This is a genomic window from Polynucleobacter sp. AP-Titi-500A-B4, assembly GCF_018688095.1.
Taxonomy (GTDB): domain Bacteria; phylum Pseudomonadota; class Gammaproteobacteria; order Burkholderiales; family Burkholderiaceae; genus Polynucleobacter.
The window spans coordinates 38,776-54,037 of the sequence record NZ_CP061311.1; the positions used below are offsets into that span (position 1 = coordinate 38,776).

At 47.2% G+C, this 15,262-nt stretch carries 10 protein-coding genes, 4 tRNA genes, 1 rRNA gene and 1 pseudogene; all 16 read left to right on the forward strand.

Annotated elements, in window-relative coordinates; genetic code table 11:
* The first annotated feature begins 59 nt into the window (after window positions 1–59).
* Window positions 60–173: ribosomal RNA gene (gene rrf, locus FD968_RS00210) — 5S ribosomal RNA — on the forward strand.
* Between the two features lie 104 nt (window positions 174–277).
* Window positions 278–362 (forward strand) — tRNA-Tyr (locus FD968_RS00215).
* A gap of 5 nt (window positions 363–367) precedes the next feature.
* Window positions 368–441 (forward strand) — tRNA-Gly (locus FD968_RS00220).
* A 21-nt stretch (window positions 442–462) separates the two neighbouring features.
* Window positions 463–537: transfer RNA gene (locus tag FD968_RS00225), tRNA-Thr, on the forward strand.
* Window positions 538–604: 67 nt separating this feature from the next.
* The gene (gene tuf, locus FD968_RS00230) at window positions 605–1,795 is read left to right on the forward strand and encodes an elongation factor Tu (protein WP_215366437.1); all 1,191 of its coding nucleotides are present in this window, start codon (window positions 605–607) and stop codon (window positions 1,793–1,795) included.
* Between the two features lie 14 nt (window positions 1,796–1,809).
* A tRNA-Trp gene (locus FD968_RS00235) sits at window positions 1,810–1,885 on the forward strand.
* A 20-nt stretch (window positions 1,886–1,905) separates the two neighbouring features.
* Window positions 1,906–2,283 (forward strand): preprotein translocase subunit SecE, encoded by a 378-nt coding sequence (gene secE, locus FD968_RS00240; RefSeq protein WP_215366440.1) that lies wholly within the window; start codon window positions 1,906–1,908, stop codon window positions 2,281–2,283.
* A 7-nt stretch (window positions 2,284–2,290) separates the two neighbouring features.
* Window positions 2,291–2,863: a transcription termination/antitermination protein NusG gene (nusG, locus tag FD968_RS00245; RefSeq protein ID WP_215366443.1), complete on the forward strand. Its 573-nt coding sequence runs from the start codon at window positions 2,291–2,293 to the stop codon at window positions 2,861–2,863.
* A 164-nt stretch (window positions 2,864–3,027) separates the two neighbouring features.
* Window positions 3,028–3,459, forward strand: coding sequence for a 50S ribosomal protein L11 (gene rplK, locus FD968_RS00250; protein ID WP_011901890.1), 432 nt, complete (start codon window positions 3,028–3,030; stop codon window positions 3,457–3,459).
* Window positions 3,460–3,461: 2 nt separating this feature from the next.
* On the forward strand, window positions 3,462–4,163 hold the full coding sequence (gene rplA / locus FD968_RS00255) for a 50S ribosomal protein L1 (RefSeq protein ID WP_215366447.1): 702 nt from the start codon (window positions 3,462–3,464) through the stop codon (window positions 4,161–4,163).
* A 239-nt stretch (window positions 4,164–4,402) separates the two neighbouring features.
* A pseudogene (gene rplJ, locus FD968_RS00260) lies at window positions 4,403–4,921 on the forward strand (50S ribosomal protein L10); the annotation flags it as partial.
* A gap of 159 nt (window positions 4,922–5,080) precedes the next feature.
* Complete coding sequence (rplL, locus tag FD968_RS00265; RefSeq protein WP_215366452.1) at window positions 5,081–5,458, forward strand: 50S ribosomal protein L7/L12; 378 nt, start codon at window positions 5,081–5,083, stop codon at window positions 5,456–5,458.
* 227 nt (window positions 5,459–5,685) lie between these two features.
* Entirely contained in the window at window positions 5,686–9,786 is a 4,101-nt protein-coding gene (rpoB, locus tag FD968_RS00270; protein ID WP_215366455.1) for a DNA-directed RNA polymerase subunit beta, read from the forward strand.
* Between the two features lies 1 nt (window position 9,787).
* The gene (gene rpoC, locus FD968_RS00275) at window positions 9,788–14,050 is read left to right on the forward strand and encodes a DNA-directed RNA polymerase subunit beta' (protein ID WP_215366457.1); all 4,263 of its coding nucleotides are present in this window, start codon (window positions 9,788–9,790) and stop codon (window positions 14,048–14,050) included.
* A gap of 176 nt (window positions 14,051–14,226) precedes the next feature.
* Window positions 14,227–14,607 (forward strand): 30S ribosomal protein S12, encoded by a 381-nt coding sequence (rpsL, locus tag FD968_RS00280; protein WP_068947691.1) that lies wholly within the window; start codon window positions 14,227–14,229, stop codon window positions 14,605–14,607.
* A gap of 174 nt (window positions 14,608–14,781) precedes the next feature.
* Window positions 14,782–15,252, forward strand: a complete 471-nt coding sequence (rpsG, locus tag FD968_RS00285) for a 30S ribosomal protein S7 (RefSeq protein ID WP_068320103.1) — start codon at window positions 14,782–14,784, stop codon at window positions 15,250–15,252.
* The last annotated feature ends 10 nt before the right edge of the window (window positions 15,253–15,262 follow it).

A 15,262-nucleotide genomic window follows, 5' to 3' on the forward strand; every position in this document is an offset into this window, starting at 1 on the left:
CTTATTACATGCTTACTCAAATAGAGTTGTTGATTTATTCAGCAACTCAACCCTCTACGCCCGGTGACCATAGCGAATTGGAACCACTCCTTCCCATCCCGAACAGGACAGTGAAACGATTCTACGCCGATGATAGTGCGGATTACCCGTGTGAAAGTAGGTAACTGCCGGGCACCAATGCGACGCCCAGACCCTTTTAGGTCTGGGCGTTTTTACTTGTGCGAAGCGTTTGAGAGATTGACAGAAACTCCATTTGGAGTCAGAATATTGGGTTCGCGGAGGGGTGTCCGAGCGGCTAAAGGAGGCAGACTGTAAATCTGTTGGCTACGCCTACGTAGGTTCGAATCCTACCCCCTCCACCAGATGTGCGGGATTAGTTTAATGGTAAAACAGCAGATTTCCAATCTTCGGTCAAGAGTTCGATTCTCTTATCCCGCTCCAGTATTAGCAGGAAAAAGATAGGCCCATGTGGCTCAGTGGTAGAGCACTCCCTTGGTAAGGGAGAGGTCGGCAGTTCGATCCTGCCCATGGGCACCAAGGTTTAGTTTTATTAATTGTGTATTTCGTGTTTTGGTTTTTAAGAGTTAACTAAAGGCAGACAAAAATGGCAAAAGAAAAGTTCGAGCGGACAAAACCGCACGTAAACGTAGGCACCATCGGTCACGTTGACCACGGTAAAACCACATTGACAGCAGCAATTGCAACCGTGCTCTCAAAAGCATTTGGTGGCGAAGCAAAAGCATACGATCAGATTGATGCTGCTCCAGAAGAAAAAGCACGTGGTATTACGATTAATACAGCGCACGTTGAGTACGAGACTGCAAATCGTCACTACGCTCACGTTGACTGCCCAGGACATGCTGACTACGTGAAGAACATGATTACTGGTGCTGCTCAGATGGACGGCGCAATTTTAGTTTGCTCTGCTGCTGACGGTCCAATGCCACAAACTCGTGAGCATATCCTCTTGGCGCGCCAAGTGGGTGTTCCTTACATCGTGGTGTTCTTGAACAAGTGCGACATGGTGGATGACGCTGAATTGCTCGAGTTAGTGGAAATGGAAGTTCGTGAACTTCTGTCTAAATACGACTTCCCAGGCGATGACACACCAATCGTTCAAGGTTCTGCTAAGTTAGCTCTTGAAGGCGACGAAGGCCCATTGGGCAAAGAAGCCATCATGAAATTGGCTGAAGCATTAGACACCTACATCCCAACTCCAGAGCGTGCCATTGATGGTGCGTTCTTGATGCCAGTAGAAGACGTGTTCTCGATCTCCGGTCGCGGTACTGTAGTTACCGGCCGTATCGAGCGCGGTATCGTTAAAGTAGGCGAAGAGATTGAAATCGTTGGTATCAAACCAACCCTCAAGACTACTTGTACTGGTGTTGAAATGTTCCGCAAATTGCTCGACCAAGGTCAAGCAGGCGATAACGTTGGTATCTTGTTACGCGGTACAAAGCGTGAAGAAGTTGAGCGCGGCCAAGTATTGGCTAAGCCAGGTTCAATCACCCCACATACTCACTTTACAGCCGAGGTTTACATCTTGGGTAAAGATGAAGGTGGTCGTCATACTCCATTCTTTAACAACTATCGTCCACAGTTTTACTTCCGTACAACGGACGTAACAGGTTCAATCGAGTTGCCAAAAGATAAAGAAATGGTGATGCCTGGTGATAACGTCACGATTACCGTAAAACTCATCGCTCCTATCGCGATGGAAGAAGGTTTACGTTTTGCGATCCGTGAAGGTGGCCGTACTGTTGGCGCCGGCGTGGTTGCAAAGATTTTGGCTTAAGTAGTTTTTTATAAAGGGGTGTAGCTCAATTGGCAGAGCGTTGGTCTCCAAAACCAAAGGTTGGGGGTTCGATGCCCTCCGCCCCTGCCACGATTTGAACTGAAAGTTATATGTCTCAACAAACAGTAAGTCACTCTGAAGAAAAAAGCAGCTGGGTTTCAGTGCTCGCTGCTTTAATCGTCGTTGCTGCGTTAGTCCTTTACTACACGCTCATCGATCAATCTTTATTGGTGCGCTTGGGCATTTTGTTTGGCGGCATTGCAGCTGCAGTTTTGATTGTGGCAATTTCTCCTGATGGGCGTCGCTTTATTGCCTACGCAAAAGATTCTTGGTATGAAGTAAAAAAGGTTGTTTGGCCAACTCGTAAAGAGACCACCCAAATGACTCTAGTCGTATTTGGCTTTGTTCTGATCATGTCCTTGTTTTTATGGATTGCAGACAAATTGATTGAATGGCTAGTTTTTTCAGTCTTTTTAGGCTGGAAGTGAGTAAAAAATGATTGATTCTGAAGTAGCCTCAAATCCACAAGCTACCGGCAATATGCGCTGGTATGTCATTCATGCTTATTCTGGCATGGAAAAAAGCGTTAAAAAAGGCCTAGAAGAGCGGATTGCTCGCTCTGGAATGCCTGAGAAATTTGGCCGTATTTTGGTCCCCTCCGAAGAGGTTGTGGAGATCAAATCTGGCACAAAATCAGTGACTGAGCGTCGTTTTTTCCCTGGATACGTCCTAATTGAGATGGAAATGACTGACGAAAGCTGGCATTTGGTGAAAAATACGCCAAAAGTGACCGGCTTCGTGGGTGGTGTCCGTAACCGCCCAAGCCCGATTTCTACCGCAGAAGTCACTAAAATCATGGATCAAATGCAGGCTGGAGTGGATAAACCGAAGCCTAAGACCCTGTTTGAGGTGGGTGAGATGGTTCGCGTTAAGGAAGGCCCATTTACTGATTTCAACGGAAATGTTGAAGAAGTGAACTATGAGAAGTCAAGATTGCGCGTTTCTGTTACAATTTTTGGCCGCGGTACCCCAGTTGAGCTGGAGTTCGGCCAGGTAGAAAAGATGTAAAAACAAGGACTTAGTCCAGGTTTTGCAGTGCAGTAGTTTGTTTTAAGTGGTTATTTAGTTTTTGTAATTAACCGAGGAGCGGAGCTAGAAAGCCAAAAACTAGCGAAGCGTTTACTCAACGGCGGTCTTTCCTAATGAGGTTAGGCGCGCTTTAAGGAGCACACATGGCAAAGAAGATTATTGGCTTTATCAAGCTGCAGATCCCTGCAGGTAAAGCAAATCCATCACCACCCGTAGGTCCAGCTTTGGGTCAACGTGGTCTTAACATTATGGAATTCTGTAAGGCGTTTAATGCTCAAACTCAGAGCATGGAACCTGGCCTGCCAATTCCAGTCGTGATTACAGCGTTCGCTGATAAGAGCTTCACTTTCATCATGAAGACTCCTCCAGCAACCATCATGATTAAGAAGGCTGCGAAGATCGAAAAAGGATCACCACGTCCCCATACCGATAAGGTAGGAAAAATTACTCGTGCTCAAGCGGAAGAAATCGCTAAAGCAAAAATGCCAGATTTGACAGCAGCCGATATGGACGCAGCTGTTAGAACAATCGCTGGTAGCGCCCGTTCCATGGGCATCACTGTGGAAGGTCTCTAATCATGACTAAGTTATCTAAACGCGTTAAAGCCATTCAATCTAAAGTTGATCGCAATAAGTTCTACCCATTAGAAGATGCATTGAACCTCGTTAAAGAGTGTGCAACTGCAAAGTTTGATGAGTCTATCGACGTTGCTGTTCAGTTGGGCATTGATGCTAAGAAATCTGACCAAGTTGTGCGTGGCGCAGTAGTGCTCCCAGCTGGCACAGGTAAGCATGTTCGTGTTGCAGTTTTTGCCCAAGGCGAGAAGGCTGAACAGGCTAAAGCTGCTGGTGCAGAAATCGTTGGCATGGAAGAGCTTGCTGATCAAATTAAAGGCGGCAAAATTGATTTTGACGTGTTGATTGCGTCTCCAGACACAATGAAAATCGTTGGTACTTTAGGTCAAGTATTGGGCCCACGCGGCTTGATGCCAAATCCAAAAGTAGGAACAGTTACTCCTGACGTTGCTACTGCAGTTAAAAATGCAAAAGCAGGTCAAGTGCAATTCCGTGTGGACAAAGCCGGTATCGTGCACGCAAGCATTGGCCGTCGTTCGTTCGAGCCAGCTGCATTGAAATCCAACTTGCTCGCATTGCTTGAGGCTTTGAATAAAGCAAAGCCTCCTGCATCTAAGGGTATTTATTTAAAGAAGGTTGCCGTAAGCAGCACCATGGGTGCAGGCGTACGCGTTGACCAAGCATCGTTACAGGCAGCTCAATAAGTAGCTTGTAACAAAAAAGAACTTTGGGTCGACTCCCGCTTTTTGAGCGAGAGTCGAACATCAAAGACCGTTGGTGGATTAGTTTGCTTGCTCAGAAATTAATTCTTAATCGTTACGAAAGTAATAGCCAGCGCAGATGGCGACCCTGAAAAGATTTTCACAAGAGTCTTTGTGAACAAATGATCAGACGCTGGTGTGTAACCCCAACTGGAAACAGTTGGTTTTTATGGAGTTAAACCGTGCCTTTGAATGTACAAGACAAAAAAGCGATTGTTGCTGATGTCGGCGCTCAATTGGCTGGAGCCCAAACTGTCGTGCTCGCTGAATACCGTGGTATTCCAGTAGAGCAGTTGACAAAGCTACGTGCTAGCGCACGTGACCAAGGTGTATATCTTCGCGTTTTGAAGAACACATTGGCACGCCGTGCTGCACAAGGCACACAATTTGAGCCTCTTGCTGATTCGATGGTTGGCCCCTTGATTTACGGCATCTCTGCTGATCCGATTGCTTCGGCAAAAGTATTGCAGGGCTTTGCTAAGACTCAAGATTTGCTAGTCATTAAAGCTGGCTTATATAACGGCAAGTTGTTAGATGTTGCAGGCGTAAAAGCCCTCGCAACAATTCCAAGCCGCGACGAGTTGTTATCTCAGTTGTTAGGTGTGATGTTGGCACCAGTTTCTGCGATGGCTCGCGTATTGGGCGCAGTAGCAGCACAAAAGGCAGCTGGAGCACCTGCTCCTGTAGCCGAAGCCCCAGCACCTGCAGTAGAAGCAGCAGCCCCAGCAGCAGTCGTTGCTGAAGCCGCCGCTCCTGAGGCAGCCGCTGAGCCTGCAGCCCCAGAAGCTGGAACAGAAGCAAAAGAAACCCCTGCCGCTGAATAAGCGACAGATTAACTATTTAAGTATTAGGAGCTAAAAATGGCGATTACTAAAGAAGAAATCATTGATGCAGTAGGTAGCATGTCCGTTATGGATTTGAACGACTTGGTTAAAGCGTTCGAAGAGAAGTTTGGTGTTTCAGCTGCAGCGATGGCTGTTGCTGGTCCTGCTGGCGCTGCCGGTGGTGATGCTGGTGGTGCAGAGCAAACAGAATTCACTGTGAACTTGCTCGAAGCTGGCGCAAACAAGGTTTCAGTAATTAAGGCAGTTCGCGAAATTACTGGTCTTGGCTTGAAAGAAGCTAAGGACTTGGTTGACGGTGCACCAAAGCCAATCAAAGAAGCTGTTGATAAGAAAACGGCTGAAGAAGCTAAGAAGAAGCTTGAAGAAGCTGGCGCTAAAGCAGAACTCAAGTAATACAAACGCAGCTAGCGCCTCCCACAAAGGGGCGTTAGCCATGTTGGGTTTGACCTCTAGAGGTCAAACCCGATTTCATTTCTGATTGAAATCGGGTTTGCCTTCTGATACGACTGCAGAATGCAAGTTTGGTCGGACACTAGATCTAAACGATTTAGTGTTGTCCGCCAGTGATTGGTAGTGGCCAATCGCCAAATCTTTGTACAGTCGCTGAATTCGGAGATGAAATGAACTATAGCTTCACCGAACGCAAGCGAGTCCGTAAAAGCTTTGCTAAGCGAGTAAACAACCACCAGGTTCCGTACCTGATCGCAACGCAGCTGGAATCCTACGCTAAATTTTTACAGGCTGATAAGCCGGCAATGTCTCGTCTTACAGAGGGACTTCAGGCTGCCTTTACATCAGCATTCCCAATTGTGTCTAACAACGGCTATGCACGTATGGAATACGTGTCTTACCAGTTATCACAGCCACCGTTTGACGTTAAAGAATGTCAACAACGTGGTTACACCTACCACTCTGCCTTGCGCGCCAAAGTTCGCTTGATTATTTATGATCGCGAAGCGCCTACTAAGGTTAAAGAGGTAAAAGAGAGCGAAGTCTACATGGGTGAAATTCCACTCATGACAGAAAACGGCTCTTTTGTGATTAACGGCACTGAGCGCGTCATCGTTTCTCAGTTGCACCGTTCCCCAGGCGTGTTCTTTGAGCACGATAAGGGCAAAACCCACAGTTCCGGTAAGTTGCTGTTCTCAGCTCGCATCATTCCTTACCGTGGTTCATGGCTCGATTTCGAGTTTGATCCAAAAGATATTCTGTATTTCCGTGTTGACCGTCGTCGTAAGATGCCTGTCACCATTTTGCTCAAAGCAATTGGCTTAAACAACGAACAGATTCTTGCTAACTTCTTTAACTTTGACCATTTCTCATTGACTGCTAACGGCGGCTCAATGGAATTTGTGCCAGAGCGTTTGCGTGGTCAGTTGGCTAGCTTTGATGTGCTCGATAAGAATGGCGTTGTAGTCATTCAAAAAGATAAGCGTATTAATGCAAAGCATATTCGCGAACTCGAAGCTGCTAAGACAAAAACCATTGCTGTACCAGATGACTATTTAGTTGGTCGTGTTGTTGCACGCAACATTGTTGATCCAGATTCTGGTGAAATCTTGGCTTACGCTAATGATGAAATCACTGAAGAGTTGTTAGCAACATTGCGCGATGCTGGTATCAAGCAATTGGAAACTATCTACACCAATGATTTGGATTCTGGCGCGTACATTTCTCAGACATTGCGTACTGATGAAACTGCTGATCAAACAGCGGCACGTATCGCTATCTATCGCATGATGCGTCCTGGCGAGCCTCCAACAGAAGATGCTGTTGAAGCCTTGTTCCAGCGCTTGTTCTATAGCGAAGATACTTACGATTTATCTCGTGTTGGCCGTATGAAGGTCAATAGCCGCCTGAACCGTCCAGAAATGGAAGGTCCAATGGTTCTGTCGAACGAAGATATTCTCGACACTATTAAGTCTCTCGTAGATTTGCGTAACGGCAAAGGCGAAGTAGACGATATTGACCACTTAGGTAATCGTCGTGTACGTTGCGTTGGCGAATTGGCTGAAAACCAATTCCGTGCTGGTTTGTCACGTGTTGAGCGTGCGGTTAAAGAGCGTCTCGGTCAAGCCGAAACAGAAAACCTCATGCCGCATGACTTGATTAATAGCAAGCCAATCTCTTCTGCTATTCGTGAGTTCTTCGGTTCATCACAGTTGTCCCAGTTTATGGACCAAACCAACCCGCTCTCAGAGATCACGCACAAGCGTCGTATTTCTGCATTGGGACCTGGTGGTTTGACACGTGAGCGCGCAGGCTTTGAGGTGCGCGACGTGCATCCAACCCACTACGGACGTGTTTGCCCAATCGAAACTCCAGAAGGACCAAACATTGGTTTGATCAACTCACTCGCGTTATTTGCGCGTTTGAATGAGCATGGCTTCCTTGAGACTCCATACCGTAAAGTTTCCAATAGCAAGGTAAGCGATGAAGTGGTTTATCTCTCTGCGATTGAAGAAGCTAAGTATGTGATTGCTCAGGCAAATGCAACGATCGACAAGAGTGGTAAGTTAGCCGACGAATTAGTTTCTGCTCGTCAAGCTGGCGAAACCATGATGGTGAGCCCAGAGCGCATCGATTTTATCGACGTTGCTCCTAGCCAGATCGTTTCTGCTGCTGCTTCACTCGTTCCATTCTTAGAGCATGATGATGCGAACCGTGCGTTGATGGGTGCGAACATGCAGCGTCAAGCAGTTCCTTGCTTGCGTCCAGACAAGCCATTGGTTGGAACCGGTTTAGAGCGCATTGTTGCGGTTGACTCCGGCACTGTTGTATTGGCTAACCGCGGCGGTATCGTGGATTACGTTGATGCAAACCGTGTCGTGATTCGTGTGAACGATGACGAAACTGCAGCCGGTGAAGTTGGTGTGGATATTTATAACCTCATCAAGTACACCCGTTCAAACCAAAATACCAACATCAACCAGCGTCCAATCGTGAAGGTTGGCGATCGTGTAGCACGCGGTGACGTTGTTGCTGACGGCGCATCTACCGATTTGGGCGAATTGGCTTTGGGTCAAAACATGACTGTGGCATTTATGCCATGGAACGGTTACAACTTCGAAGATTCAATCTTGATTTCTGAGAAAGTTGTTGCTGACGACCGCTACACCTCTATCCATATTGAAGAGTTGTCGGTTGTTGCACGTGATACCAAACTTGGTTCAGAAGAAATTACACGCGATATCTCCAATTTGGCAGAGTCACAACTCTCCCGCTTGGATGAGAGCGGTATTGTTTACATCGGTGCTGAAGTAGAGGCTGGTGACGTGTTGGTTGGTAAGGTAACTCCAAAGGGTGAGACTACTCTCACTCCAGAAGAGAAGCTCCTCCGTGCGATCTTCGGTGAAAAAGCATCTGACGTTAAAGATACTTCTTTACGTGTTCCTTCAGGGATGGTTGGTACCGTTATTGATGTTCAAGTCTTCACTCGTGAAGGTATTGAGCGCGATGCTCGTGCACAGTCCATTATTCAAGAAGAATTACAACGCTATCGTTTGGACTTAAACGACCAGTTGCGTATTGTTGAAGGCGATGCCTTCATGCGTTTAGAAAAACTGTTGGTTGGCAAGGTTGCTAACGGCGGTCCTAAGAAATTAGCTAAAGGCACCAAGATCGACAAGGATTACCTTGCTGATTTAGATAAATACCATTGGTTCGATATTCGTCCAGCAGATGATGAGGTTGCTTCACAAGTCGAGGCGATCAAATCTTCTATCGAAGCGAAACGCAAACAGTTTGATGAAGCTTTTGAAGAGAAGCGCACCAAACTTACTCAGGGTGATGATTTGCAGCCTGGCGTAACGAAGATGGTTAAGGTTTACTTGGCGGTGAAGCGTCGCTTACAGCCCGGTGACAAGATGGCTGGTCGTCACGGTAACAAAGGCGTGGTTTCTAAAATCGCTCCAGCGGAAGACATGCCATTTATGGCTGACGGCCGCCCTGTTGACATCGTCTTGAACCCATTGGGCGTTCCTTCTCGTATGAACGTTGGTCAGATCTTGGAAACCCACTTAGGTTGGGCTGCTCAAGGTATTGGTAAGCGTATCGATGAGATGGTTCGTGAGCAGGCTAAGGTTGCTGAACTGCGTAAGTTCTTCAAACAGCTTTACAACGAGACCGGTCGCATTGAAGACATCGACAACTTCTCTGATGAGCAAATTACTGTTTTGGCTGAGAATCTCCGCCAAGGCTTGCCATTTGCAACACCAGTGTTTGACGGTGCTACAGAGGCGGAAATCGGTCGCATGCTCGAATTGGCTTATCCAGAAGATGTTGCTAAATCTTTGAAGATGACCCCATCACGTCAGCAAATGATTTTGTGCGACGGTCGAACTGGCGATCAGTTTGAGCGTCCAGTCACTGTTGGCGTAATGCACGTCTTGAAACTCCACCACTTGGTCGATGACAAGATGCATGCTCGTTCAACTGGACCTTACTCTTTGGTAACGCAACAGCCATTGGGCGGTAAAGCTCAGTTCGGTGGTCAGCGCTTTGGTGAGATGGAAGTCTGGGCCCTCGAAGCATACGGTGCTTCATATGTCTTGCAGGAAATGCTGACAGTGAAGTCCGATGACGTCGCAGGCCGTACCAAGGTTTACGAAAACATCGTCAAGGGCGAGCACACGATTGATGCTGGCATGCCCGAATCCTTCAACGTGCTGGTAAAAGAAATCCGTTCGTTGGGTATTGACATTGACATGGAGCGCAACTGATATGAAAGCATTGCTCGATTTATTTAAGCAAACGCAGGGTGATGAGCAGTTTGATGTCATCAAGATTGGCCTTGCATCTCCTGAGAAAATTCGCTCATGGTCTTTTGGTGAAGTACGCAAGCCAGAAACTATCAACTATCGGACTTTTAAGCCCGAGCGTGATGGCTTGTTCTGCGCCAAGATTTTTGGACCAACTAAAGACTACGAGTGCTTATGCGGCAAGTACAAGCGCTTAAAGTTCCGTGGCGTAATCTGCGAGAAGTGTGGTGTTGAAGTTACTCTCGCTAAGGTGCGTCGTGAGCGCATGGGTCACATTGAGTTGGCAGCCCCTGTAGCGCACATCTGGTTCTTGAAGTCCCTGCCATCCCGTTTGGGTATGGTTCTCGATATGACATTGCGTGATATCGAGCGTGTTCTTTACTTTGAAGCATATGTAGTCGTTGATCCTGGCATGACTCCTGAGGGTGCAATGAAGCGCGGTCAGATCATGTCTGAAGATGAATACATCGCTAAGACTGAAGAGTATGGTGACGGTGCATTTACTGCCATCATGGGCGCGGAAGGCATTCGTGATCTCTTGCGTTCGATTGATATCGATCGTGAAGTAGAGACTATTCGTGCTGAATTGAAAGCCACTGGTAGCGATGCCAAGATCAAGAAATACGCTAAGCGCTTAAAAGTGCTCGAAGCGTTCCAGACTTCAGGCATCAAGCCTGACTGGATGATCATGGAAGTGTTGCCAGTATTGCCGCCTGAATTGCGCCCATTGGTGCCATTGGATGGCGGCCGCTTTGCTACTTCTGATTTGAACGACCTCTATCGTCGTGTAATCAACCGTAACAACCGTTTGAAGCGTTTGTTAGAGTTGCGCGCACCAGAGATCATCGTTCGTAACGAAAAACGCATGTTGCAAGAAGCGGTTGACTCATTACTCGACAACGGTCGTCGCGGTAAGGCTATGACTGGCGCTAACAAGCGTCCTCTCAAGTCCTTGGCTGAGATGATTAAAGGTAAGAGCGGTCGTTTCCGTCAGAACTTGTTGGGTAAACGCGTTGACTACTCTGGTCGTTCAGTCATCGTGGTTGGTCCTACATTGAAATTGCATCAGTGCGGATTACCAAAATTGATGGCCTTGGAATTATTCAAGCCATTCATTTTCAACAAGCTTGAGACTTTGGGTATCGCAACCACGATTAAGGCTGCGAAGAAAGAAGTTGAAAGCCAGACTCCAATCGTTTGGGACATTCTCGAAGAAGTGATTCGTGAACATCCAATCATGTTGAACCGTGCGCCTACATTGCACCGTCTCGGTATTCAAGCTTTCGAGCCAATGCTGATTGAAGGTAAGGCAATCCAATTGCACCCATTAGTCTGCGCGGCATTTAACGCGGACTTTGACGGCGACCAAATGGCGGTTCACGTTCCTTTGTCGCTCGAAGCGCAAATGGAAGCACGTACATTGATGTTGGCTTCGAACAACGTATTGTTCCCAGCCAACGGCGAACCATCGATCGTTCCTTCGCAGGACGTGGTGTTGGGTCTGTACTACGCTACACGTGACAAGATCAACGGTAAAGGCGAGGGCATGGTTTTCGCCAACATTACTGAAGTAGTTCGCGCTTACGAAGCAGGTCAAGTTGAATTGGCTTCTCGTGTTGCTGTGCGTATTACTGAGTATGAGATCGTGGATAAGAAGGCAGAAGGCGATGCGCGTTTTGCTGAAAAGACCAAGATTTATCAAACATCAGTTGGCCGTGCAATCTTGTCTGAGATTTTGCCTAAAGGCATGTCTTTCGAGGAAATTAACAAGCCTTTGAAGAAAAAAGAAATCTCACGTTTGATCAACACATCATTCCGTAAGTGCGGTTTGCGTGAAACAGTGATTTTTGCTGATCGTCTCTTGCAGTCTGGTTTCCGTTTGGCGACCAACGCTGGTATTTCTGTCGCAATTGACGATATGTTGATCCCAACTTCTAAAGAGCGCATCATCACCGAAGCTTCCGCCAAGGTTAAAGAGTATGACAAGCAATTCATGTCGGGTCTCGTAACCAATCAAGAACGTTACAACAACGTGGTTGATATTTGGGGCGCCGCAGGCGACCAAGTTGGTAAGGCGATGATGGATGAGTTGTCACACGTTGACGTACTCGACCGTAACGGCAAGACTGTTCGCCAAGAATCCTTTAATTCTATCTACATGATGGCGGATTCTGGTGCACGTGGATCTGCAGCGCAGATTCGTCAGTTGGCTGGTATGCGTGGTTTGATGGCTAAGCCTGATGGCTCAATCATTGAAACCCCAATTACTGCGAACTTCCGTGAAGGTTTGAACGTGTTGCAGTACTTCATTTCAACCCACGGTGCTCGTAAAGGTCTAGCTGATACAGCGTTGAAGACGGCGAACTCTGGTTACTTGACACGTCGTTTATGCGACGTAACTCAAGACCTCGTGGTTATTGAAGAAGATTGCGGCGCAACTTCTGGCGTAACGATGAAGGCGCTTGTTGAGGGCGGCGAAATTATCGAAGCATTGCGCGATCGTATTTTGGGTCGTGTATGTATCGGTGACATCGTTCACCCTGACACACAAGAAGTTATCGTTCCGAATGACACCTTGCTCGATGAAGATCATGTTGATCAAATCGTTGCATTGGGTATCGATGAAGTTAAAGTTCGCACAGTATTGTCTTGCTTAACTCGCTTTGGCTTGTGCGCTAAGTGCTACGGACGTGATCTAGGTCGCGGTGGTTTGGTAAACGTTGGTGAAGCAGTGGGCGTTATCGCTGCTCAGTCCATCGGTGAGCCAGGCACACAGTTGACTATGCGTACCTTCCACATCGGTGGTGCAGCGTCACGTGCTTTGGTTGCAAGTAATATCGAAGCTAAATCGAACGGTGCATTGAAGTTCTCTGGCACGATGCGTGTTGTGAAGAACGCGAAGGGTGAACAGATCGTGATTTCACGTTCCGGTGAAGCCTTGATCGTTGATGAAAACGGTCGTGAGCGCGAGCGTCATAAAGTGCCTTACGGCGCAACTCTCTTGTTGAAAGAAGATGCAGCTGTTAAGGCTGGCGCAAGCTTGGCGACTTGGGATCCTTTAACACGTCCGATTATTTCTGAATATGCTGGTATCGCTCGCTTCGACAATGTCGAAGAGGGTGTAACTGTTGCCAAGCAGGTTGACGAAGTTACCGGCCTTTCCACTTTAGTGGTGATTGACGGTAAACGTCGTTCTGCTGCAAGCAAAGGCGTTCGCCCAATGATCAACTTAGTTGATGAGAAGGGTAACGAAGTCATGATCGCCGGCACTGATCATCCAGTAAACATTGGCCTACAAGTTGGCGCTTTGATTACTGTTAAGGACGGTCAAAAAGTCGAAGTTGGTGAAGTATTGGCGCGTATTCCAATCGAATCCCAGAAGACTCGCGACATTACCGGTGGTTTGCCACGTGTTGCAGAATTGTTCGAAGCACGTTCACCAAAAGATGCAGCGGTATTGGCGAAAGTGACTGGAACTGTTTCCTTCGGTAAAGAAACCAAAGGTAAACAGCGTTTGGTCATTACCGATATGGATGGTGAAGCCAATGAATTCTTGATTCCTAAAGAGAAGCAAGTGCTTGTTCATGACGGTCAAGTTGTGAACAAGGGCGAGATGATTGTGGAAGGCCCTGCTGATCCACATGACATCTTGACTCTTAAAGGTATCGAAGAGTTGGCTATCTACATCGTTGACGAAGTCCAAGACGTTTATCGTCTCCAGGGTGTGAAGATCAATGACAAGCACATTGAGGTGATCGTGCGTCAGATGTTACGTCGTGTTCAGGTAACTGATCCAGGCGATACATCTTTCATCACTGGTGAGCAAGTTGAGCGTTCTAAGCTGTATGACGCAAACGATGCTGTGATTGCCCAAGGCAAGCACCCAGCTCAGTTCGACAACATTTTGCTTGGCATTACTAAGGCATCTTTGTCGACCGACAGCTTCATTTCCGCGGCTTCTTTCCAGGAAACCACCCGTGTATTGACCGAAGCCGCAATTATGGGCAAGACCGATACACTCCGTGGCCTCAAGGAAAACGTCATTATTGGTCGTCTGATCCCTGCAGGTACCGGCTTGTCTTACCGCCGTGCACGCAAGGTCAGAGAGCAATTCGAGCGTGATCGCGCTCAAATGATTGCCGCCGAAGAGGAAGCATTGGCTAACGCCCCTGTGGAAATAGAGGCTGAAGTCGTTGCTCCTACTGGGGAGGCTGATCCGAGCTAATTTGGTAATTCTGGCCAGAAATGGCCAGTTTTTCCCGTTGAGGTTGACGGGAGGAGCTGGCCAAGCTAGAATGCTGAGTTCTACTGATTCAGAAGAGGGTCTTTTTGACCTAGAAATTCTCTAAGTCATTGATTTTCTTGAAGAAAGCAACAAAGAAGTACTAACCGAGCTATTTTATGCCAACAATTAATCAATTATTACGCAAGCCAAGAACAAGGCTTACCGTTAAAAGCAAGAGCCCTGCGCTGCAAAACAGCCCGCAGCGCCGTGGTGTGTGTACACGTGTGTACACCACTACTCCTAAAAAGCCTAACTCTGCGCTCCGTAAAGTAGCCAAAGTTCGCTTAACCAATGGTTTTGAAGTGATTTCATACATTGGCGGTGAAGGCCATAACCTCCAGGAACACTCAGTAGTGTTGATCCGTGGTGGTCGTGTAAAAGACTTGCCAGGTGTGCGTTATCACATCGTTCGCGGTTCTTTGGATTTACAAGGCGTTAAAGATCGTAAGCAAGCCCGTTCTAAATACGGTGCGAAGCGTGCTAAGAAAGCTGCTTAATTTTTAATAGTTAAGTAGTTGTAGTTTTGTAGTCAGTAATTTGCAGTGAGTCATTTTTTGTCAGACTTAAAAGACAAGTAAGTGGTTGTTCCGTCTAGGAATTTTCTTGGATAGTAGGACAACCGGAGCGGGTGGTTCGTGTGAATCGCCCCTAACTGAACTGAAGGAGTAGTTATGCCACGTCGTCGTGAAGTTCCCAAAAGGGAAATTTTGCCGGATCCAAAATTCGGCAATGTAGAAGTAGCTAAATTTATGAACGTCCTGATGTTGGACGGCAAGAAATCGGTTGCAGAGCGTATCGTTTATGGTGCCTTTGATCACATCGAGAAAAAAGCAAACAAAGAACCACTCGAAATTTTTTCAACAGCCATGGGCAACGTTAAGCCAATGGTTGAGGTAAAGAGCCGTCGTGTTGGTGGCGCTAACTATCAAGTTCCTGTTGAAGTTCGTCCATCACGTCGTTCCGCCTTGGCAATGCGCTGGTTGCGCGAAGCCGCTAAGAAGCGCGGCGAAAAATCCATGGCTCAACGTTTGGCCAACGAATTATTAGAAGCTGCTGAAGGTCGTGGCGGCGCAATGAAGAAGCGTGAAGAAGTTCACCGTATGGCAGAAGCTAATAAAGCTTTCTCACATTTCCGCTTCTAATCCAATAGTT